We start from the raw sequence: 23,854 nt of genomic DNA on the forward strand, positions 1-23,854 counted from the left end.
CATAGTTCAAAGGAATGATAATTGATGCATTACAGCTTAGGAATCGATGCAGGTGGTACTTACACAGATGCAGTGATAATCAGGGACTTTGATGGCAAGGTAGTAGACACCAATAAATCCCTTACCACATACCCTGACCTTCTTACAGGGATTAGAAATGTGCTTGATGGCCTGGACCCGACCAAACTTGAGAATGTAAAGTTCACTTCTGTTTCCACAACACTGGCAACCAATAGTGTGCTTGAGGATACTGGTTACCCTGTTGCTCTGATACTGATAAATGAGACCGATATTCCCAACAGTTCCAGAATAGAACATTTCGCACGTGTCAATGGAGGACATAACAGCGCAGGAAATGAGGTATGTCCGCTGGATATCGACGCCGTTGAGAGTTTTGTGCTCAGCATGAAGGATAAGGTTCGTGCTTTTGCTGTTTCCTCATATTTCAGCGTCCGAAACCCCGATCATGAACTGAGAACAAAGCAGCTCATAAGTGATCTTACCGGATTACCTGTGGTCTGCAGCCATGACCTATCCCAGGATCTGGGTGCTTATGAGAGAGGTGTGACTGCTTACCTGAATGCCCGTCTTATACCCATAACGAAACATTTTATGGATACTGTCACCGGAGAGATCAGCAGAAGGAACATTGATTCGAGGATCATGATGCTCAAGTGCGATGGCTCTGTTGTCGGGATCCAGGAAGCCCTTATTAAACCCATAGAATCCATATTTTCAGGTCCGGCAGCAAGTCTTGTAGGGGCATCAGATCTGTCGGGGCTTGAAAGCTGTGCCATGATCGATGTGGGAGGTACAAGCACGGATGTTTCCATGATGTATAATGGCCTGCCGGAACTTTCAGATTCAGGAGCCATTGTAGGTGGATGGAGTACAAAGGTGAAGGCTCTGAAGATGGAGACCTCTGCCATGGGCGGGGACAGCCATGTCTGGGTCAAGAACCATAAGATCAATATCGGTCCCCGAAGGGTGATACCACTCTGTCTTGCCTCCACAATATATCCTGAGATCATGATAAAGCTCAAAAAAGGACAGGTCATACTGCCTAACCATCTAGGTGAGAACCTGCAACACACCAAGTTCTTTGTGAGGACAAGTGACAGAGCAACGGATCTCACTCCCAATGAGCAGGAACTCTTTGACAGGATAGGTGACAAACCCCTTACTGTCAGTGAGATATACTGGAATGAGAACCGTTTTCCAAATCCCGCAATTCTGGACCGGTTGATACAGAAGAGACTGATACATGCCATAGGTTTCACACCCACCGATGCCTTGCACGTGTTGGGTGAATATGAGCAATGGGACAGTGAGGCGTCGATAATAGGTGCACGTATACTTGCAGATCTTGCAGGAGAGGATGATTACATTTTTTGTCTGTCCATCAAGAAGAAAGTAGCTCTTAACATGGCTCTTGACCTTGTTTCTTTCCTTCTGGACGGAGTGGATAAACAGGAAATAGAAAAGATACTTGAGGGCGAGTTCTTTGCACGTTTCAAGGTGGACGTACCTGTGGTGCTGCTTGGCGGACCTGTGGTTGCGTATGTCAAAGAGCTCGGGGAACTTATTGATACTGAGATAGTGGTGCCTGAGCATGCCAGTGTCGGAAATGCCGTGGGTGCTGTTGTTGGAAAGGGTGTAAAAAGGCTTGAGGTACTTATAAAGGCAAATTACAGCGAATCCAAATATAACCTGCGTTCCAAGTCTTTTGTTACTTTTTACCCGGGAGGAAGGAGTGAGTTCTCCTCTCATCATGAAGCCCTTGAATTCGGAGAAAGGATAGGTAACCAGTTGATCCTGGAATACATGGCGAATTCGGGACTGGATAAAAATGATGTTAAGATTGATATGAGCAGGAAGGATATTCATGTGCAGGATGCAGGGATACCTCTTGAGACAAGATTGTCTTTCCTGGGAATAGGAGAAGCAATAAGATAATTTCTTGATAAAAGGATGGATAGATATGCAATATAGCCTCGGAATAGATGCAGGCGGAACTTACACAGATGCTGTGATAATCAGGAATTCGGACAGGGAAGTAATTGATTCCAATAAAGCTTTGACCACATATCCTGACCTGTTGACAGGCATCGAGAATGCCATTGATGGTCTGGACAGGGGTTATCTCCCTGATGTTAAGCTGGTTTCTGTTTCCACTACCCTTGCAACTAATACTATACTTGAGAAGACCGGTTATCCTGTGGCCCTGATATTGGTGGGTGAAAACACCTTATCCGATACAATTCCCATCAGTGAGTATACTATCGTCAAGGGCGGACACAATATTAATGGTACGGAAGATGAAAGACTGGATATGGATGCTGTCCGGGAATATGTGGAAAAGGTCCGGGACAGGGTATCTGCTTTTGCAGTATCCTCTTATTTCAGTGTTCGAAATCCTGATCATGAAATCAGGGTGAGGGAGATGATAACCGAGATGACGGGGTTGCCTGTGGTCTGTGGTCATGAACTTTCACAGGACCTGGGTGCTTATGAGAGGGGTGTGACAGCTTACCTCAACGCCCAGCTTATACCCATAGCCAAACAGTTCATAGATGCCATTGTCTCAGATGTTCGAAAAAGGGGCATTGAAGCCAAAGTGATGATGCTCAAGTGCGATGGTTCTATTATTAGTATCGAGGAGGCAATGGAAAAGCCAATAGAATCTGTATTTTCAGGGCCTGCTGCAAGTCTTATGGGTGCATCTTTCCTTGCAAAGACCGATACATGTGCTGTTATCGATGTGGGAGGGACAAGTACGGATGTCTCGCTGAATCACAATGGCTTTCCCGAGCTTGTGGATGAAGGTGCTGTTGTGGGAGGATGGCAAACCAAGGTCAAAGCCATTCGCATGGAAACCTCTGCAATGGGGGGTGACAGCCATGTTTGGGTCAAGAACAGGAAGATCAATGTAGGGCCCAGAAGGGTTATACCCCTTTGTCTGGCTGCTGTAAAGTATTCTGGTTTCATGGAACAGCTAAGGGCAGGCCGCACTCCTTCAAGGGTACAGCTTGAGGAGAACATACAGCCCACGAAGTTCTTTGTAAGGACTGCAAAGGAGAACCCCGGTTTGAGCGGCTATGAGGGGGAAATACTTGCAATGATAGGTGAAGAACCTGTTTCCATCAACGATATCTTTTGGAAACTTGGCAGTCCTATCTCCACAGACCACATAGATGGTCTGATCCAAAAAAGACTTGTTCAGGCTATCGGTTTTACTCCAACGGATGCTTTGCACGTGTTGGATGAATATACTCAGTGGGACCGTGAAGCTTCCATGGAAGGTGCAAGGATTCTCTCAAGGCTCACACCCATGGACGAATATGAGCTTTGCAGAAAGATCAAGGAAGAGGTCTCTATCAACATGGCAATTAACCTCATGGGTTTCATGTTCAGGGATATTGAAAGATCTGAGATAGAGAAGATGCTAAGGGGCAAGTACGTTTCACAGCTTAAGTCCAATGTTCCGGTGGTGTTACTGGGAGGCCCTGTTGCTGCATATGTCGATGAACTTGGCAGTCTTATAGATGCCCGGATCATAGTTCCCAAATATTCCATGGTGGGAAATGCTGTGGGAGCTCTTGTGGGTAAGGGTGTCAAACAGATCGAGATACTGATAAGAGCCTCTTATGAGAAATCCGAGCGATCAATACTGGTCTTTTCCCCTGAAGGAAGGGCTCAACTCACAAACCATGCAGAAGCGGTGGAATATGCTATGAATCTTGGTAAGAAGCTAGTGCTGGAATACATGGCAGACTCGGGTGTAGAATATGATGATATTGATATCGATATTAAACGTCACGATATAACTATGGATGATAGTGGCGGCATGCCTTTTGAGACCAGGCTGGTTTTCCTGGGGGTAGGACTTCCGAAGAATGAGGGCTCTATATCCGGTATATGAATCTAGTGGCAGGTATCCTGTATAAAAGGATATCTATTATTTTTTGCGTATGTTGAAAAAACAGGTTCATAAGGTGGTATGGTTGATAGGATTCAAAAAAAGACGGTAAATTATATATATTGATGACCTACAATAGGTATTATCGCAAAAATATCTGTGTGGAAATCTGATCAGGTTGATCAAATGGACTCTAAATCCGTTCAGCCGGGTTAAATTCCCGGGGTTTCCGCCAATATGTCATTGTGTAAAAATCATAATGATAACCCGTCTTTTTTATGTTTTTTCTCTCTGGTAATGTTGGCTATTTGCACTCTAAATTTGATAATACCGGAACTGCACTATAATTTATTTGAATTACCAATTTCGGAAAATATATATGGTGGTTGTCTTGTATAGCACTAATCTTAATCTGATGATATTTGAGTTTAGAATTAATGCTGGTTTCTGAGTTCAAGAGCGCGATCAAAACGTCTATGGTAAAAACATGTCTGATACCAATTTCATTGAAAAAAAACTGGAAGCTGTATACAACAGCAGCCCTGTCATTTCTTTCATGTGGAGGGCAACGGATAACTGGCCAGTAGAATCCGTATCAAGTAATGTTATACAATTGGGTTACACTCCTGATGATTTCCTTTCCGGTAAACTGGATTATGGGCACATGTTGCATCCTGATGATATTGAGAGGATCAATTTTGAAGTCTCAAAGCTTTTTAAAAATAAGAACGCCTCTTATTTTTCCCTTAATTATAGGATAATCACAAAATCCGGGGACATACGCTGGGTTACTGAAAGATCCTTTATAATACGTGATGGAAATGGCAATATAACTCATTTCAAGGGTATAATCATTGACAACACCGAACTTGAAAAGACTGAGAGGGAGTTGCTGGAGACTGGTAAAAAGTATCAGGTCATTTTTGAGAAATCACCTTTAGGCATAGTATACTTCGATGAGAACGGTATCATCACCCATTGCAATGATAGTTTTTCCAGGATCCTTGAATCTCCAAAAAAGGATATCCTTGGTTTCAATGTCCTAAATTCAATGAAGGACGATAGAATGGCTGACGCCATAGGAATGGTCTTTTTGGGGAAAACAGGCTATTTCGAAGGCGACTATATCTCCTCCATAAGTGGAAAGCGCCTCCTTATCATGGCCAGTTTCACCCCCATCACTTCAGCAGCTGGTGCTCTTATAGGTGGTATCGGTATTCTGGAAGACTTCGGGGAGCGTAAAATGGTGGAGGATGTACTTCGCCTGAATGAATTGCGCCTTAAAGCCCTGCTTGAACTCTACCAGATGCAGGATGCTCTGTTGTATGAGATCGCGGAGTTCACCATAGAAAAGGCGGTGGAACTCACAGGTAGTAAATTTGGTTTCCTTGAATTTTTGAATGAGGATGAGAATGTCCTGGAGGCATACCAATGGCCTCCTCAAATATCAATTATGCGTGGTGACCAGCCTTCTCGCTACCCTGTAAGGGCCACAGGGTTCTGGGGTGAAGCCATAAAGGCCCACAATAAGCCTGTTGTCGAGAACAGGCATTATACTTCTGAGATGCAGTTCGTGACCTATCCTGAATCAGCTGGTCAGCATTTGTTCCGTCATGTAACGATACCTGTCTTTGAGAATGAAGGTCTGGTTGCTGTCTTAAGTGTGGCAAACAAGGAGCAGGACTATAATGAATCCGATGTCCGTCAGTTGACACTGTTCGCTGAGGGCATGTGGAAGCTCGTACAATACAAGAAGACAAGCGACGTAATGCTCGAAGCAATGAAAATGCGCAGGGTGCTCGAATCTGTTATGGGTTCCAGTCCTGCTGTTGTCTTCCTTTGGCGAGCTGAGAAGGACTGGCCGGTGGAATTCGTATCTGAGAACGTATCACAATTCGGTTATAATGTCAATGATTTCATGTCCGGTAAGCTGATCTATGGTGACATAGTCCATCCCTCGGATCTGGAAAGGGTACGTCAGGAGGTCGACAGAGCTTCAAAGGAAGGTTTCTCAGACTTCAGCCAGGAATACCGTATATTAACAAAGTCCGGTGAGGTAAGGTGGATCGATGAGCGGACCATGATCCACTATAATATGAATGGTATCGTGGATTATCTGCAGGGTATAGTTGTGGATGTCACTGAAAGGAAGCAGGCCAACAGTTTCATGCGCCTGGAATGTGACCTTGACAATGTCCTGGGGGCAACGGAGGACCTGCATGAAACATTTGAGAGATTGCTTAGTTTTACACTTGAGACCAAAAGAATAGATAACGGAGCGATCTATCTTGTGGATGAGGTCACAGGTGACATGAACCTTGTCGCACACCGGGGTTTTTCCTCGAATTTTGTGGAGAAGCTATCACATTTCAACAAGAATATGGTTATCTACCGCCTGTTCATGACGGGCTATCCCGTTTACAAGAATTTCTCAGAGCTCAATGCCATGGTTCCGAAAGGTGGCCTTGGCTCTGAGGAGCTTCAGGCTATGGCTTTCATACCTGTGAAATTCGATGATGATATTGTGGCTGCCATGGTATTTGGATCCAGCAATGGCCTGGAGATACCTGCTAACTCACGTAATCTCATAGAGACGATCGCAGGTCAGGTGGGTATTATCATTTCCCGCGTGAAGAAAGATCACGGGTCACATAGAAACAAGAAACATCTGGGCTCGCTGCTGGATGCTCTGGATGAAATTATCTTCATAATGGATATGCAAGGCAAGATATTGCATATCAACCAATCACTACAGGCTAACCTGAACTATTCCGCTAAGGATCTTTATAATAAGGATTTCCTTATACTGTATCCTGAAGGATGGGAAGATGATGTGCTTTCTAACCTTGATGAGATCATGGAAGGAAAATCATTATACTCCGAGATTCCTTTTGTCAGCAAGGAAGGAATTCTAATTCCTGTAAAAACGAAGTTCACCGTAGGTGAATGGGGTGAACAGGGCGTTCTGATAGCCACAGCTTCTGTTGTGGATGATTCCGTGCTGAATCCTCCTATTGTCTCTGATTGAGGATTCCTGAAGAAATCTTTTTTTTGTAATTATCTGATACTATTCTTTTATGTACTTGTTTTTGTATCCGGGGTTTTATTCATTTTAGAAAAGCATCTTGATATAATGGTTACGAAAACTATAAATACTAACATAATCGCTATCGTCCGTATCGTGCCAGTAAATTGAATTTTCAAATAAAATCTGTTAATTCATTCATTTTTGTGCTGCTTGGGTGTTTCGTGCGCAGGCCACAGTGTAATTATATTAATCAAATGTAATTTTGTTTGAAATGTTTTAACTGTGCCGCTTGCCCCTGAAAAGATGGTAATTTTGAATTTAACAGTAATGCTTATATATGTTAATTTTCGCAAAACCAAACCGAAAATTACTTAAGCAAAAACGAACGCAAACCAACTTGTGTTAAAACAAATTAAATTTGTTTGAAAAAAATCGTGCTCTAATGACTTTATTTTATTTTTTTACAAATTTTAAATAGGCATATTTATATACTACAAGAAAAAGCCGCTCAATAGCAAAATATATATACTATATATTGTAGCAAAGCTTATATACTTGGATAATATAGGCTTTTGTAGGAGAAAATGCTCAAGAGCATGTAACCTCCCGGAACATTCGAGCAATGTTGCGAAGGACATTAAATATTCATAAATTGGAGGTCAATAAAATGGCAAACAGACTATTTCCCGGCAGAACCCCATTGGACGGCGTAAGTCTGGAGTTATTCTCAGAGGATGATCTGAGAGCACTTCACTATGCTACAATGGATGTTTTCATGGATACTGGTATCCAGGTATCTGATCCTGCAGCAAGAGCTATCTTCAAAGAAGGTGGCTGTTTAGTAGATGAGAAAACACAGATAGTAAAGATCCCTGAATTTGTTGTGAACAGGGCACTGATGGACTGTCCTTCCAAGTTCAAGCTTTGGGGCCGTGACAAGAAGAACACGGTCAAGATGGAACACAAAGGAAAGGTACACTGGACCTGTTTCGGTACAGGTGTCAAGATGTGCAATTACCAGGCACCTGGTAAATACGTAACTGTTGACTCCACAGAAAAGGATCTCGCAGACACAGCAAAACTTTGTGACTGGGCAGAGAACATCGACTACTATTCACTCGCAGTTTCCGCAAGGGACTGGGCAGGAAAGGGTGCACAGGATGTCCACGAGACCCTCACTCCATTAATGAACACTACAAAGCACTTCCACCACATCGACCCTGTAGGTGAGAACGTTGAATTCTATCAGCAGATAGCTACAGCGTACTATGGCGGAGATGCTGAGGAAGCAGCAAAGAAAGCTCTTTTCTCAACACTTACATGCCCAACAAGTCCACTGGAACTTGGTGACAATACTTGTCAGGTCATCATGAAGGGCGCAAAATTCGGTACACCTATTAACGTACTCAGTATGGCAATGGCTGGCGGTTCATCACCAGTTCACCTTGCAGGTACTCTCGTTACACACAATGCTGAAGTTCTCTCCGGTATCGTACTCGCACAGCTGACACAGCCAGGTGCACCAGTATGGTACGGTAGTTCTACAACAACTTTCGATCTTAAGAAAGGTACTGCACCTGTAGGTTCCCCTGAACTTGGAATGATCAGTGCATCCGTTGCAAAACTTGGACAGTTTTATGGCCTCCCCACCTTCGTGGCTGGTTCGTAGGCTGATGCCAAGATACCTGATGGCCAGGCTGGCCATGAGAAAACAATAACTACAATTCTCCCCGCATTTGCTGGTGCAAACACCCTTTACGGTGCAGGTATGCTTGAACTCGGTATGACATTCTCACTTGAACAGCTTGTCCTTGATAATGATATGATATCAATGACAAAGAAGGCAATGAGCGGAATTCCTGTAAATGAAGAAACCCTGGCAGTTGACGCTATAGCTCAGGTAGGTATCGGTAACAACTTCCTTGCACACAAGACAACCAGAAAGAACATCAATCTTCCATCCAGCCCAATGCTGATTGACAGATTAATGTTTGGTGACTGGGAAGCTGCTGGCTCAAAGGATATCGCAACGGTTGCTCATGAGAAAGTCGTTGACATCATGAAGAACCACGAAGTAGCACCAATAGACGCAGATCTGCTGAAAGATATGAAGGCAGTTGTAGCAAAGGCTGATGAAGTTTTCAAGGCCGGAGCATAATCTAAGGAGGTTAAAAAAATGGCAACTAAAGAAGAAATTATCGCAAACGCAAAAGCAGCTATCTTAGATTTTGATCCAGAACTGGCTGCAGAAATTGCTCAGGAAGCCCTTGATGCAGGAATAAGTCCTGTAGATCTTATTGAGGATGGTTTTACTGCAGCTATGACCGATGTAGGAGCTCAGTTTGAGGCAGGAACTCTTTTCCTTCCACACGTTATTGCAGCATCAGAGGCAATGAGTGCAGGTGTGGAAGTTCTTGGACCTGCATTAGAGAAATTAGGCGGCGGATCCGAAGGCAAGGGTAAGGTAGTCATCGGTACAATTGAAGGTGACATCCACTCCATAGGAAAGGATATCGTTGCAACCATGCTCAAGATAGCTGGTTTCCAGGTATTCGATCTTGGAAGAGACGTACCTATCAAGGACTTTGTCGCAAAGGCAAAGGAAGTAGGTGCTCAGGTAGTCGGTACATCAGCTTTGATGACAACAACAATGGTCAACCAGATCCAGATCGAAGAGCAGCTCAAGGAAGCAGGTATCCGCGATGGCATCAAGACCATGGTCGGTGGCGCACCTGTAACACAGGACTGGGCTGACAATATCGGCGCAGACATCTATGGCGAGAATGCCGGTGATGTTGTAAGCAAGCTCAATGCCCTCTTCTGATCCCAGAAGTGATACAGTGATAAGGATATGGCCTGGCCATATCCTGTTTCTGTTATGTTCGGTGTAAAAAGTTCTTCCTTATAAAAGGTGCTTTTGGGAATGTGGCAGTTATTGCTTCTCCCTTAATATTTTAATGTGCCTTGAAAGAAGATGATGATGATTGTCAGAAGGGTCCATTATGTTTGTTTTAACAAAATCAATTCACTCTTATATTGAATCCCTATTTCCAATAGGATCTGTCCATGACAAGGTTGGCATTGAATCATCTTTTTTGAGTATCCCCTCCCCATCCGGAGATACTTCCGGATACAGTATGAATCTAATATCATTCAAATGGGAACGTGTTCAATAAAGGAGGTATTAATGTGGATTTGCAATCATTAAAGAAACAAGAACATCAAAAAAGAGTGAAGAAGGGTTTCATGTGGGCCCTCTTCTGTGCTATTCTCTGGGGTTTGTGGTATCTCCCTGGTACAGTAGTATGGGTACTTAATCCTTTTGATGAAATGTATGGTGAGATCGCTGCAACAAGTGGTGACGGTGTCTCTTTGATCGTAACAGCTGTACTTATAACGGCATTCAATGCACTTACTGTGATGCTGGCCCTTATGGTCTGGAATGGTACTTTGGGTAAGTTCGGTGAAATGAAGCGAACTATCAAGGAATTCCATCCATGTTCAAAGTGGTTCTTCCTAGCTTCTATATTCGGTGGCCCAATGGCTATATTGGGATCTTTCATTGCCATAGGATTCGTTGGAGGTGCATTTGCGGCTGTGGCAGCTCTCATGTATCCTGTTGTCGGTTCTATCCTCGCCCAAAAATGGTATGGTGAGAAGATATCCAGGCGTGCTTTCGCTGGTATTGCTTTCATCATTCTTGGTGGTCTCACCATTTTCGGTGGCGGTGTCCTCAGCGAGATCGGTAGCGGAAATGTTGCATGGATCGGTTACCTCGGTGGACTCATGGCAGCAGCAGGCTGGGGTATTGAAGGAGCTATTGCAGGTAAGGGTCTTGACATTGCAGAACCTGATGTAGGTCTGACACTGAGGTTCCTTGGTGAGAACATCATCTGGTGGATCATCATAGTTCCTATCCTCGCGATCGTTGGATTCCCAATGGTCAAGTTCGCAGCACTTGCATTTGAGCCACTTACGATTCTGGTCATGGTATTTGCGGGTATCACTTTTGGTTTCTGTTATGTTACCTGGTACAAGTCCTTCCCATTGATAGGGGTTGGCAGAGGTCAGGGAATAGGAAACCTCTACGGTCTCTTCGCAGTGATATTCATCTTCCTCTTCTTCGGAGATGTGCCTTCCTGGACCATCCTGGTCGGTGGCGCTTTCTGTCTGATAGGCAGTTCTGTGATGTTCTCTGAGGAGACAGGCGAGCTTGAAACATTGAGAGGTGATTAAAATGGCTAATCGTCCGATAAAGTTCAGGATACTTGAACTATGTAACGTCGAAGGAGGCAAGTGGAATTACGAGATCGTACAGCAGATACAGAAGGAGTACGGTTTGAAAGGTAATTTCCAGAGAGATTCCATTAATTTCGATATCATTGAGCTGGCTTCAGGAGGTATGCTCAAGGATGTCGAGGTCAAGGTTGATGACACCGGGATGTACAAGAAAGGCTTCCTTCTGCATAAGTATGTCATTACAGATTTCGGAAAAGTAAGGGCAGCAGATGCCTGTTTGGTGTATGTCTAATGGAGGGATTAAATGGTACAAACACAAGTTGCAATGGATGCTTACAATGCTTACTGGGCAAACTCACCTTTGCCCGCTGCAAATGTACTGTGGATGGTAGTGATTCTGATCATTGCCCTACTTGCACTTTGGCAGGCGAGAACCTTCGTCTCTGAGTTCTAAGGAGGAACTTGAAAGGATAAACATCCAGGGTTAAAGCAGAAATTTGGACGGAGGCACATTAGTCTGTACAGGACCCAAGGGCCCTGTATATGATATTGGTGCCTGCGTCATTTCCAATTTATATTCCTGCTTTGCGTTCCAAAATTCAAATAGCACTATACGGGAAAAATATATATACTAGATGCAACAGGTGCCCATGGGTAATGTTTATATACCTGTGCCAAAGGCAACTTATATATGTGTCGTAATGTAATGCTATATTTGTCTCTGGAATTCATTTCACAATGGGGCAGGATTTCAAAAAAAACGATTCGATTATCAAAAATTAATGAGGTGTATAAATGAGCAAAGAAGAAATGTTCAAAGAACTTTCAGATGCCATCGTATCCTGCAAACAGGACGCTGTTTTAGCAGCTGTTGAAAAGGCAAAGAGCGAAGGTATTGCACCTGCTGAGATCATTGAAAAAGGTCTTGCAGCAGGAATGAATGAAGTAGGAATAATGTTCGAAAGAGGTAAGTTATTCCTTCCCCACGTGATGATGGCATCCGGTGCAATGGAAGCTGGTGTCAAGTTGCTTGAAGGCGATATATCAACAGATGCTCCTAGCAAGAAGCTTGGTGTAATAGTGAACGGTACAGTTGAGGGAGATGTCCATGACATCGGTAAATCCATCGTATCCACCATGCTCCAATCCTCAGGTTTCGAGGTCCATGACATTGGCAGAGATGTTCCACTGCAGAACTTCATTGACAAGATCAAGGAAACCAATGCTAATATGGTCGGTATGTCAGCACTCATGACAACAACAATGACAGGCCAGAAACAGATCGTCGAGATGCTCAAGGAACAGGGTCTTCGTGACAAGGTAAAGGTCATGGTCGGTGGCGCACCTGTAACCCAGGCATGGGCTGAGAAGATAGGCGCAGACTGCTATGCAGAAAATGCAAGCGAGGCTGTTGCAAGAGCAAAGGAACTCCTTCTGTAAGGTGATAACAATGACATCAGAATATGCATTGAGAATGGGAGATGGAAAGCGCATCTTCATGACAAAGGATCAGATCCTTGCTGACATGAAAGAAGGTATGGCAGACGCTGCAGATCTTGGAGAGATCCCTGACCTGACCGGTGACGAACTGGACAAGCTTGCAGAGATCATCATGATGCCTTCAAGGATGGTTGGTGTGGAGCCTGGAATGGAAGTTCCTGTAACACACGACATCAGCACCATCAGGATAGATGGTGACCAGGGTAACAGTGGTGTGGGAATTCCTGCCAGCAGACTCGTTGGTATGATGATGCACGAGAGAGCATTTGGTGCTGATACCATGGAACTGGGTCACATCGACTACAGTTACAAACCTGTCAAGCCTATAATCTCACAGGAGCAGCAGGCAATGGAAGTCTGTCAGCAGAACATGATCGTTCCTCTGCTCTACGGTGCAATGCCAAACATGGGTCTTTACTATACACCTGATGGTCCTTTCCCAAATCCTGGCGACCTCATGAAGTCCTTTAAGATCAAGGAAGCACAGGAAGCAATGGAAGGCGCAGCAGAACATCTTACAAGAGATATCGTCTGGATCATGCAGAGAATGATGGCTGCAGGTGCTGATGGTATCAACTTCGATACAATAGGCGCAGCTGGTGACGGTGACATGTTCGCTTCACTGCACGCTATAGAGGCTCTTAGAAAAGAGTTCCCTCACATATACATCGAAACCGGAATGGCAGGAGAACTTATGCTCGGTCTGCATGGTGAGATGGAGTACGATGGTACCGTACTTGCAGGACTCTGGCCACACCAGCAGGCTCCTCTTGCTGCAAAGGCAGGTTCCAATGTATTCGGTCCTGTTGTCAACACTAATACAAGCAAGAGTTTCGCCTGGAACCTTGGAAGAGCTGTTACCTTTATCAAGGCAGCTGTCGGTGCTTCAACCATTCCATGTCATGTGAACATGGGAATGGGTGTAGGCGGTATCCCAATGCTTGAGACTCCAACAATTGATGCTGTATCAAGAGCTAGCAAGGCGATGGTTGAAATTGCTGGCGTGGATGGAATATAGGTAGGGGTCGGCGACCCGATGGGTATGCCGATCACTCACATAATGACTTCCGGAATGAGCGGGATCAGAGCAGCAGGTGACCTTGTTGCAAGGATGGAATTCTCAAAGAGCATGAGAATTGGAGAAGCAAAGGATTACGTCGCAAAGAAGCTCGGCGTTTCCACAATGGACCTCAGTGACGAGTATGTCATGAGGGAGCTGAGGGAAGAACTCGGTATCGGTGTCATAACATCAGTTGCAGGAGCACCTAAGGGTATTGCAGCAAAGATGAACATCGAGAAACTGTTGGATATCAAGATCAACAGTTGTGAGGCTTTCAGAAGGCAGATCGCTTAATTTATGTGGTGGGGAGAGTGCAGGCCTGCAGTGTGGGCCTCTTCTTTTCCCTGCCTAACTTATAGAAAAACATAAATAATATGATATCGGTAACAAGATACCGTTAGCCTATTACTATAACAAAGGAGACATAATATGTCCAATCAGGAAATCTTAGACAAACTCAGAGATACAATTGTAACTCAGGATATTGCCGGCTGTGCTGCAGCCACACAGGAAGCTCTGGATGCTGGGATCTCAGCATTCGATGCTATCAATGACGGTCTTTCCGTAGGTATGAAGATCGTTGGTGAGAAATTTGAAGAAGCAGTAATTTTCCTCCCACAGATCATGATGTCCGCAAAGGCCATGAACGCTGCAATGGAACTCCTCACTCCTTTGCTTGCAGAAGAGAAGCCAGGAGAAGGCGTAGGTACTGCAATCACTTTCGTTCAGGAAGGCGACATTCACGACATAGGCCACCGTCTCGTATCAACAATGCTTGGTGCAAACGGCTTTAAGATCGTCGACCTCGGAGTTGACGTATCAAACGACAAGATCCTCGATGAAGTTGTGAAACTCAAGGGTCAGAAGATGGTCCTTGTGGGTTCAGCACTCATGACAACCTCCATGCTTGGTCAGAAAGACACAGTAGAGATGCTCAAAGAAGAAGGTCTCAGAGACGCTGTAAAGATCATGTTCGGTGGAGCACCTGTATCCCAGGGCTGGATCGATGAGATCGGAGCAGATGCAACAGCAGAGAATGCAGCAGATGCATCCCGTGTAGCCCTTGAATTAATGAGCTGAGGAGGAATATAATATGGCATATTCAAGATCAATGAATTGTTTTGAGTTCTATGACCGTGCAAAGAAGGGCGCGAAGATGAGTCAGGATGACTGGGATCTCATGACCATTCCAATGAAAACAATGGAGCTCAAACAGAAGTACGGCCTTGATTTCAAGGACGAATTTGTTCCAACCGACAAGGACATGATGGAAAACCTGTTCAAAGCAGGTTTCGAGATGCTTCTGGAATGTGGTATCTACTGTACTGACACAAGTCGTATTGTAAAATACACAGAGGACGAGATCTGGGACGCCCTCAACAATGTCCAGAAGGAATTCACACTGGGTACAGGACGAGACGCTGTCAATGTCAAGAAGAGAAGTGTAGGTGACAAGAGAAAGCCTATCACCCAGGGTGGTCCAACAGGTTCCCCTATCTCTGAAGAGATGTTCATGCCTATCCACATGAGCTACGCACTGGAAAAGGAAGTCAACACCATAGTTAATGGTGTCATGATGACTGTTCGTGGAAAGCCACCAATTCCAAAGAGCCCTTATGAGATACTTGCTGCCAAGACCGAAACAAGACTTATCAAACAGGCAGCTGCAATGGCCGGAAGGCCTGGAATGGGCATATAGGGACCTGAGACTTCCCTGTCCGCTCAGGGAAATATGGCTTCTGACTGCGCCGGTGGCCAGGTCAGCAGCGACAGTCACGAGGTATCCCAGCTCAATGAGCTTAAGATTGACCTTGAGGCAATTTGTGTAATGGCCCACTATCAGGGTAACAGTGACATTATCATGGATGAGCAGATGCCTATCTTTGGTGGCTATGCCGGCGGTATAGAAGAGACTGCTATCGTTGATATCGCAACCCACATCAATGCATTTGTAATGAGCAACGCAAGCTGGCACCTTGATGGTCCGGTCCACATCCGCTGGGGATCCACAAACACCCGTGAAACCCTCCAGATAGCAGGATGGACATGTGCAACCATCTCCGAGTTCACTGATATCCTCTCAGGTAACCAGTACTACCCATGTGCAGGACCATGTACCGAGATGTGTCTGCTTGAACTATCCGCCCAGTCCATGACCGACACAGCATCCGGTCGTGAGATCCAATCCGGTGTAGCTGCCGCAAAGGGTGTAGTCCAGGACAAGACCACAGGTATGGAAGCCAGGATGATGGGAGAGGTCGCAAGAGCAACTGCAGGTATGGATATCTCAGAAGTCAATGCTATCCTCCACAAGCTCATTCCACTCTACGAGAAAGACTATGCAACAGCACCAGAGGGCAAGACATTCCAGGAATGTTACGATGTTGCTACCGTAACACCAACTGACGAATATGTCGAGATCTACGCAGGTGCACGCAAGAAGCTCGAAGAGCTCGGACTTGTATTCTAAGATCTGTGCTAAACTGATTTAACACGTCCATACATGCCAGCGGCTTATCAGCCACCGCTGGCAATTTTCCTTTTTTGGCAGTATAGTATAGCTTTTCACCCATTCCTTGACAGCTATTTTAGATCAACAGAAAAGATCGCACTATAATATAGGAACTATATTCAGAAAATATATTTTCAGGTCCATCTAAGTTTTGATGAAGCCGAATGATTCCATGATGCCGTTCTTTAGTTTCTTTCCCGGGAATATCTCATTCCAGATTCGTGAGACTATTTCTATGTTTGAAGAACAGGTTTGAATGTGGAACAAAAATTACGGTCTTATAAAAAAATAAGAATAAGGGCCATTAACGATCAGGTTAAATCGGTTCCCCGGGGAAATGGCCCAGTATCTCATAAAAGACTCTTCTATAGATGGAAAGGTATTCCTCGGTGGGCTCCAGGTCGTATTCGGAGCGTATCCTGTAGCATTTGTCAAAGGGCTTTCCTTTCGGAGGGTTGTTGAGTTTATCTTTATACTTGGAGTAGATCTTTCTAATGAGTATGTTGGCTTCTTCCAGTGTCAGTTGTGCTGCCACCTGTGCGATCTCACCCATGAATCTGGACTCAAGTCCCGATGAGTGGTCGTCAACACCTCCCTTTGCTCCCACGGGTCCCAATAATATATCCCTTCCACATACGGTATCTCCGATGGCCTGGGCAGCTGTCTCATAGAACATCATCTCGGTGCATATGCCTGCAGCGTTCCAGTAATATCTTGCAGTATAATAGTTCATATTCCTGGACACAGCAAGTGATGACAGATTGGAGGCCCACATGATCTCCTTCACTGAAGATGAGCCTGTATCCACATGCACCGCTCCCGAGGCATGTATGCTTGAATGGGCAAGTACTTTTGACTGGAGTGTTTCTGCCACATCGATTATTGCCAGGCCTTCGGGGGAACCGATACAGGGTCCTCCAAACACGGGGACCTGTCCGGAAATGAAGTGGTTTCCGTGTTCCTGGTGATAGATACACTTTGCTAGAGTGTCGTAATCAATCTTCAGGTCATCCATGTAGACTTCCTGGGGGTCGGCAGTTGAGTATAGGTCTTCGGATGATACAAGTACATAAGAGATAGAAAGGGTTGGTGTGCTGGGTCCCATCAATGCAAGCCCCTCTCTTCCTGCGATCTTCGTTGCAAGTCTTTCGTTCCTTGCAGCCTTCAGGACAGCCATCATTTCCAGAGGACTCTTTGGTTTGATGTACTCTCCGCAGAAATTTTTCATGGCACCGCTATAGATTCCCTGCACCACGCTTTCCATGGCAGCGCTCAGGTTAACGTAAAGGAAGTTTTCCTCAGATATACTTCCACCCATGGGTCCGCCAATGATCACAGGAGGAATGGATGACAGGGGGTACCTATGGTTCACTACCACCCTTTCCTTCAGCCTTCCGATAACAAGGGGATTAGTTACATTGAGGGCCTTCAATATGTCTTCTTCGTCTATGTTTATGACCCTCTCGGTGCTCCTGCAGTATATTCCCATAGAATGTAGAAGCTCTATGCCTGCTTCAAAGGTAGCATCCGCCATTTCCAGGTCATTGGGTACGAAGCTCTTTCCATCGTACTTGATACCGTATTTCAGAGCAAGTTGTTCTGATTTTTTAAAAACCTGAAGGTCATGCTGTTTTTCCGTTTTTTTCTCTCCCTCAATTGCATTCTTGAGGTACTTGTACATGTTTTGCATGTTATCCCCCCGGAGATAAGATTATATTTGCTGTCTTTCTTGTATATTGAAATATGTTCTCTTATTATCAATATCTCTTATTGTGTATGTGTTAGAGATGTTTTATTATCTATATATATAGTTTTTGTGAAGTGCGCTATTTTTTAAAAGTTACTTTTTTGCAAACATTCTAAGTATATCTTTTTTTACTATAAAGGGGCAATAGTTCATTATTTTTCTCAACAAATTACTTATAGCATTTAATTTCAGTTCGAATCAGTCGTCTTCAATTTTACTCATATGTATACTAAGTAATTATGATAAGTAACTAAAATAATGAACAAACCTTCTATTAAGTTGTTTGATGGGATCTTTTTTGATTCTAATTTTTTAGTTTTCTATTAAACGGGCACAGATTTTAGTATTTATATTTTGTGCTCAGTCTGTTTTTATTTTATTCACAGGTCATTTTACGATAATGTCAAATTATTTTTATATGAAAAGCTAATTTTGAGTGTGGATTATTTACAAATTACTTGGAAATATCGTGTTCTATCAACTTATTTTGTATTTTATATGTATGTTTTATTATCTGGATCGCAATGTGCGATTTTTCTAGTATTTCAATGTTACGGGACGCTCCATATCTGTTTTACTATATATACGTATCTACACACTGGACACAAAATATATATACTTATGAAATGTCCTTCGCTTATAGATCATTGGAGCTTATATCTATGACTGAATATACACCTAAGGAAAGATTAGCACGTGCATTGACCGGCCAGCCTGTTGACAGGATGCCCGCTATCTCTGTCACGCAGACAGGAACAATAGAACAGATGGAAGCATGTGGTGCCTTTTGGCCAGAGGCCAATGATGATGCAGAAAAGATGGCAACACTTGCCGAAGCAGGTCACACAGTAATCGGATTCGAGGCTGTACGTGTACCCTTTGACATCACTGCAGAAGCTGCGCTCTTCGGTTGTACTATCAAGGAAGGTACAAAGGAACAGCAGCCATCCGTTGTTGGTCATGTGGTAAATAATATTGATGATATTGAGAAGATCAAGGACTATGACATTAGCCAAGGCAGGATCGGTGTAGTTTGTGATGCCATTAAGATCCTTGCAGATAAATACGGTGATGAGCTTCCTATCATGGGTAGTATGATCGGCCCATTCTCACTTGCACAGCACATCAACGGTGATGACTGGTTCATGGCAATCTTCACAGACGAGGCTTTCGGACTCGCACTCATGGAAGTCACCACGGATTTCTGTGTGGACTACGCAAAGAAGATGGTTGAGAACGGTGCCGACACAATGGTCATCATCGATCCAACAGCAAGTGCCCAGCTTATTGGTGCTGCTTTTTACGAGAAGTTCGTAGTACCTTACCACAAGAAGGTCGTGGATGCAATGCACGAGCTTAACGTAGCCACAGTGCTTCACATCTGTGGTGACACCACCAAAGGTCTTGCCATGATGGAATCATGTGGTGTAGATGCGATCAGCATTGATCAGAGTGTGGATATCGCAACTGCTGTGGCTGGTGTTGAAAAGGCGGTAATTGTAGGAAATCTCGATCCTGTTAATGTATTATGGAACAAGACTCCTGAGCTTGTGAAAGAAGAATCACACAAGGCTCTGGATGCAGGTGTAGGCTTACTGGCTCCTGGCTGTGGTATTGTTAGCAAGACTCCTAACGTCAACCTTCAGGCAATGGTGGAGGTGGCAAAGAGTCACAAATACTAATTATTGATTAATCACCCCCGTTAAACAGGAACCTGCTGGATGCCTCCCAGGTTCCTGCCAATAACGGTTTGCGTTCTGCTACTTTTTTTCGTTCCACACATTTATATATACTAAAATTGAACTAGCCCTCAGATGTCCCGCAGAAAACAAAAGGTCACTGAGATCACGGATTTTAAGAGCCTGCTGAAAAAACAGGGTTATAGCCTTGCAGGCAGTCATTCAGCGGTTAAGACCTGTCTCTGGCTTGGCAGGGCCATGAAGAATGAGGGTCAGTGCTATAAAGCCGCTTTTTATGGTATACAATCTCATCGTTGTCTCCAGATGACTCCGACACTCATGTGTAACCAGCGATGTCTGCACTGCTGGAGACCCACAGAGATTGACGTTCCTGCGCCGGAGGAATGGGATTCTCCAGTGGAAATAGTGGGGTCTTGTATACAATCCCAGCGAAAACTCATATCAGGTTTTGGACATTCGGCTCCCAGGGAAATGTGGATGGAAGGAAACGAACCCAAACACGTTGCAATATCACTGTCAGGTGAGCCTACAATGTTCCCGCATCTGCCAGAGCTCATCGAGGAGTTCAAGAGACAGGGTTTCACCACTTTTGTTGTAAGTAACGGCACACTTCCTGCTATGATGGAAAAGATAGATCCTGCCCAGCTTTACATGAGTCTGGATGCACCTGACGAAGAAACATATGAGAAGGTCTGTCTTCCAAAATCTTCACATCTATGGGAAAAGATAAACCGTTCTCTTGAGATCCTCAAGGATAAGGATACAAGGACTGTCATCCGTATAACTCTCATAAAAGATGTGAACATGTTCGATTCTCAGGGTTATGCAGAACTCATAAAAAAAGCACAACCGGATTACATTGAGGTAAAAGCCTATATGCACCTTGGTTTCTCAAGGAACCGCCTTGATCGTGAGGCCATGCCGGGTCATGATGAAGTGCTGGAGTTCTCGCAGGAACTTGCGGATCACCTTGGATATAAGATTGCGGATGATGTGAGAATTAGCAGGGTAGTACTGCTTTCAAAGGATGGTTCTGTGTCTCATCTTGTCTGAATTTCAGCTGATCGAACACAATCTATATTTATATCTATACTTACATAAGCAACATAATCTAATCGAAGATATAGAACATTTCACAATAACTATTCACTTTAATCATGGAGTATTCCTAATATGTCAGAACAATCTGCTCATTCTAAATATGAATTTAAAAGAAAACTTGAGGAGCTGCGTACCAAGAAAGGTCGTGGTACCGAACTGGTATCTCTTTACATACCTCCTGATAAACAGATATTCGATGTTACTTCTCAGCTCAAAGCTGAACATGGTCAGGCTGCCAACATCAAATCAAAGGTAACTCGTGACAATGTTCAGGGTGCATTGAGTTCTTTACTTTCAAGATTGAGATATGCTGAAGTTCCTGAGAATGGCATAGTGTACTTTACAGGTGCTGTGGATGTGGGTGCCAACAAAACAGATATGATGTCCATCGTTGTCGAACCCCCACAGCCGATCATTACTTACAAATATCATTGTGATTCCTCGTTCTATCTTGAACCTCTGGAGATGATGCTCAAGGACGCCAAGACATTCGGTCTTTTGGTAATGGACAGAAGGGAGGCTACTGTGGGTCTGCTTCAGGGAAAGCATATCGAGTCATTCAGGCATATGACTTCAACGGTTCCTGGAAAACAGAGAAAAGGTGGTCAGAGTGCTCACAGGTTCCAGCAGCTTCGACTTATTGCCATCCACGATTTCTATAAGAGGATCGGTGATGCTGCAAGTGAGGTTTTCCTGACAGTAGATCACAAGGATTTTGAAGGTGTCCTTATTGGTGGTCCTTCCCCTACAAAGGAAGAATTTGAATCAGGAGAGTTCTTCCATCACGAGATCCAGAAAAAGATACTGGGACTTTTTGATATTGCATATACTGATGAATCAGGCCTTTCCGAGCTTGTCAACGCTGCCAGCGAAAGACTTGCAGATATCGACCTTATGGTTGAGAAAAAACTAATGCAGCGTTTCCTTGCAGAACTGGTTTCCGATTCCGGAAAGGCAGCTTATGGTGAGGTGCAGGTACGTGATAACCTGAACATCGGTGCTGTTGAGATCTTGCTGATCTCAGAAGGTCTGCGGGCTGAAAGGATCAGTGTCAGTTGTCCAAATGGTGATCATGAAAACAAGCTGACCCGTGCATTCAAACCAGGTGAAAATCCTTTGGCAGCAGGCCAGTGTCCTGTTTGTGGCAGCAACCTTGAGCTGGTCGAAAGGGTTGACATCGTGGATGAACTCTCAGAGCTTGCTGACCAGATGGCTACAGAAGTGGACTTCATATCAACTGACTTTGATGAAGGCTCCCAACTGCTCAATGCATTTGGTGGAATAGTTGCAATCTTGAGATTCAGTACGGGTGTCTGAACGAGGTAGTATCATGTTTCTTGAATTCAAACGACAGGTAAGCTCTGCTCTGGACGAAGCACTCAGTTCCCTTGGACTTGAGTCTGATGATCATGAACTCGGTCCATCACAGCATGCTGATATTGCTTCAAGGGTAGCTTTCAGACTGCCTTCCCAGGCAAAGAAGAGTCCCAAAGACATTGCACAGCAGATAGTCGAAGCGATAAATCTGCCAGAAGACTCTTTTATAGGTGAGATAAAGGCTGTTGGACCATACATCAATATTGATTCAAGCCGTAGCTACATCGACGGAACTGTAAAGGGCATAAGGGAGGAAGGAGCTGCTTTTGGAGGTAACTTCTGCGAGGGGAAGATCCTTCTTGAACATACTTCCGCAAATCCAAACGGACCTTTGCACGTGGGACACATCCGTAATTCCATTATTGGTGACACCCTTGTACGTATACTCAAACACGCAGGATATGATGTTGAGACCCAGTACTACGTCAATGACATGGGAAGACAGATAGCCATTGTTTCATGGGCTCTTACACAGTTCGAGTTTGATACTTCAAAAAAGCCGGACCATGCCATAGCAGATGTCTATATCAAAGCCAATGCTTTGCTTGGGGAGAACCCCGAGAAGGTGGCAGAGATAGACAAGCGTATGCAGCTTGTGGAAAGTGGTGATGAGGAGACCATCAAGAGCTTTGATGAAGCGGTATCCCATGCAGTTACCGGCATCAAGGAAACCCTGCTGCGCATGAATGTTCAGCATGACAGTTTCCCGCATGAATCAAGTTTTATCCGGTCAGGTGCAGTTTCCAGGATAGTTGAGGAGATAAAAGCCACCGGAAGAACAGCAGACGATAACGGTGCCCTTGTGGTCGACCTTTCAGATTACGGTTTTGAAAAGACCCTTGTTATTCAGCGTTCCGATGGTACCTCCCTGTATACCACACGTGACCTTGCATATCATGAGTGGAAGGGTGAGCGCGCTGACAGGATGATAGATGTGCTTGGTTCTGACCACAAACTCATATCAGGACAGCTTAAAGCAACTCTCAATGCAGTTGGAAAGAAGGAACCTGAGATTGTCATATTCGAATTCGTTTCCCTTCCTGAAGGCTCAATGAGTACCCGTCGGGGTAAGTTCATATCAGCCGATGACCTGCTTGGGCAAATTGAAGAGCAGGCATACACAGAAGTCGACAAACGCCGTCCTGAAATGGCCGAGGACTTCAAAAAGGAAGTTGCAAGAACGGTAGGTATCGGTGCAGTAAGATACGATATAGTAAAAGTATCTCCTGAGAAGTCAACGGTATTCAACTGGAAAGAAGCCCTTGATTTCGAGAAGCAGGGTGGACCTTTCATACAGTATTCCTACGCACGTGCATGCAATATACTCAAAAAGGCCGAAGAAGAACTTTCATGGACAGTCGCTCAGGATATCGATCCCTCATTGCTTGTGGAGGACACTGAAGTGGAGCTGATAAAGAAGATGGCATCCTTTGATAGTGTTATCGACATGTCAGCAAGGGAACTCAAGCCCCATACCATTGCCATTTATGCAAGGGAACTTGCAGATGCCTTTAACCAGTTCTACAGGTTCGTACCTGTTATCAGTGCAGAGGAAGAAGATATCAGGGCCAGCAGGCTCGCATTGGTTGACTGTGCAAGGACAGTGCTTGGAAGTGCTCTTAACACGCTTGGACTGGGTGCACCTGAATCAATGTGAGAAAGTGAGTCCTT

At 44.5% G+C, this 23,854-nt stretch carries 14 protein-coding genes and 3 pseudogenes; 16 read left to right on the forward strand and 1 reads right to left on the reverse strand.

Translation table 11 applies throughout. The features are described from left to right. Positions 1 to 24: 24 nt before the first annotated feature. The 12 genes and pseudogenes from V7O66_RS11040 (at position 25) to V7O66_RS11095 (ending at position 16,216) form a co-directional block, all read left to right on the forward strand. Positions 25 to 1,956 carry a hydantoinase/oxoprolinase N-terminal domain-containing protein gene (locus V7O66_RS11040; protein ID WP_406660368.1) on the forward strand — a complete coding sequence of 644 codons (1,932 nt, stop codon included), beginning with the start codon at positions 25 to 27 and terminating at the stop codon, positions 1,954 to 1,956. Positions 1,957 to 1,981: 25 nt separating this feature from the next. Beyond that, entirely contained in the window at positions 1,982 to 3,922 is a 1,941-nt protein-coding gene (locus V7O66_RS11045; RefSeq protein ID WP_406660369.1) for a hydantoinase/oxoprolinase family protein, read from the forward strand. A 484-nt stretch (positions 3,923 to 4,406) separates the two neighbouring features. Continuing rightward, positions 4,407 to 6,947, forward strand: coding sequence for a PAS domain-containing protein (locus V7O66_RS11050; RefSeq protein WP_406660371.1), 2,541 nt, complete (start codon positions 4,407 to 4,409; stop codon positions 6,945 to 6,947). A gap of 667 nt (positions 6,948 to 7,614) precedes the next feature. Next, positions 7,615 to 9,105, forward strand: a pseudogene (gene mttB / locus V7O66_RS11055) ([trimethylamine--corrinoid protein] Co-methyltransferase). Positions 9,106 to 9,123: 18 nt separating this feature from the next. Further along, entirely contained in the window at positions 9,124 to 9,771 is a 648-nt protein-coding gene (locus V7O66_RS11060) for a methyltransferase cognate corrinoid protein (RefSeq protein WP_406660372.1), read from the forward strand. Positions 9,772 to 10,136: 365 nt separating this feature from the next. Then, positions 10,137 to 11,183, forward strand: coding sequence for a DMT family transporter (locus V7O66_RS11065; protein WP_406660373.1), 1,047 nt, complete (start codon positions 10,137 to 10,139; stop codon positions 11,181 to 11,183). Between the two features lies 1 nt (position 11,184). Then, entirely contained in the window at positions 11,185 to 11,478 is a 294-nt protein-coding gene (locus V7O66_RS11070; RefSeq protein ID WP_406660374.1) for a hypothetical protein, read from the forward strand. Between the two features lie 12 nt (positions 11,479 to 11,490). Further along, a complete protein-coding gene (locus V7O66_RS11075; RefSeq protein ID WP_406660375.1) occupies positions 11,491 to 11,640 on the forward strand; it encodes a hypothetical protein in 150 nt (49 codons plus the stop codon). Positions 11,641 to 11,981: 341 nt separating this feature from the next. Next, entirely contained in the window at positions 11,982 to 12,626 is a 645-nt protein-coding gene (mtbC, locus tag V7O66_RS11080; RefSeq protein ID WP_406660376.1) for a dimethylamine corrinoid protein MtbC, read from the forward strand. 10 nt (positions 12,627 to 12,636) lie between these two features. Next, positions 12,637 to 14,040: pseudogene (gene mtbB, locus V7O66_RS11085) on the forward strand ([dimethylamine--corrinoid protein] Co-methyltransferase). Positions 14,041 to 14,175: 135 nt separating this feature from the next. After that, on the forward strand, positions 14,176 to 14,826 hold the full coding sequence (locus V7O66_RS11090) for a methyltransferase cognate corrinoid protein (protein ID WP_406660377.1): 651 nt from the start codon (positions 14,176 to 14,178) through the stop codon (positions 14,824 to 14,826). A gap of 13 nt (positions 14,827 to 14,839) precedes the next feature. Continuing rightward, positions 14,840 to 16,216 (forward strand): annotated as a pseudogene (locus V7O66_RS11095) (monomethylamine:corrinoid methyltransferase). 358 nt (positions 16,217 to 16,574) lie between these two features. Here V7O66_RS11095 and V7O66_RS11100 read toward each other — a convergent pair. Further along, entirely contained in the window at positions 16,575 to 17,948 is a 1,374-nt protein-coding gene (locus tag V7O66_RS11100) for a monomethylamine:corrinoid methyltransferase (RefSeq protein WP_406660378.1), read from the reverse strand. Positions 17,949 to 18,667: 719 nt separating this feature from the next. Between V7O66_RS11100 and mtbA the strand changes: the two genes are divergently transcribed. The 4 genes from mtbA to argS all read left to right on the forward strand — a co-directional run bounded on the left by mtbA (position 18,668) and on the right by argS (position 23,840). Continuing rightward, positions 18,668 to 19,687: a methylcobamide:CoM methyltransferase MtbA gene (gene mtbA / locus V7O66_RS11105; RefSeq protein WP_406660379.1), complete on the forward strand. Its 1,020-nt coding sequence runs from the start codon at positions 18,668 to 18,670 to the stop codon at positions 19,685 to 19,687. Between the two features lie 132 nt (positions 19,688 to 19,819). Further along, complete coding sequence (gene twy1, locus V7O66_RS11110) at positions 19,820 to 20,758, forward strand: 4-demethylwyosine synthase TYW1 (RefSeq protein ID WP_406660380.1); 939 nt, start codon at positions 19,820 to 19,822, stop codon at positions 20,756 to 20,758. A gap of 120 nt (positions 20,759 to 20,878) precedes the next feature. Further along, on the forward strand, positions 20,879 to 22,123 hold the full coding sequence (prf1, locus tag V7O66_RS11115; RefSeq protein WP_406660381.1) for a peptide chain release factor aRF-1: 1,245 nt from the start codon (positions 20,879 to 20,881) through the stop codon (positions 22,121 to 22,123). A 13-nt stretch (positions 22,124 to 22,136) separates the two neighbouring features. Further along, positions 22,137 to 23,840: an arginine--tRNA ligase gene (gene argS, locus V7O66_RS11120; protein ID WP_406660382.1), complete on the forward strand. Its 1,704-nt coding sequence runs from the start codon at positions 22,137 to 22,139 to the stop codon at positions 23,838 to 23,840. Positions 23,841 to 23,854: the final 14 nt, after the last annotated feature.

Origin of the sequence: Methanolobus sp. ZRKC3 (assembly GCF_045291275.1) — an archaeon.
GTDB lineage: Archaea > Halobacteriota > Methanosarcinia > Methanosarcinales > Methanosarcinaceae > Methanolobus.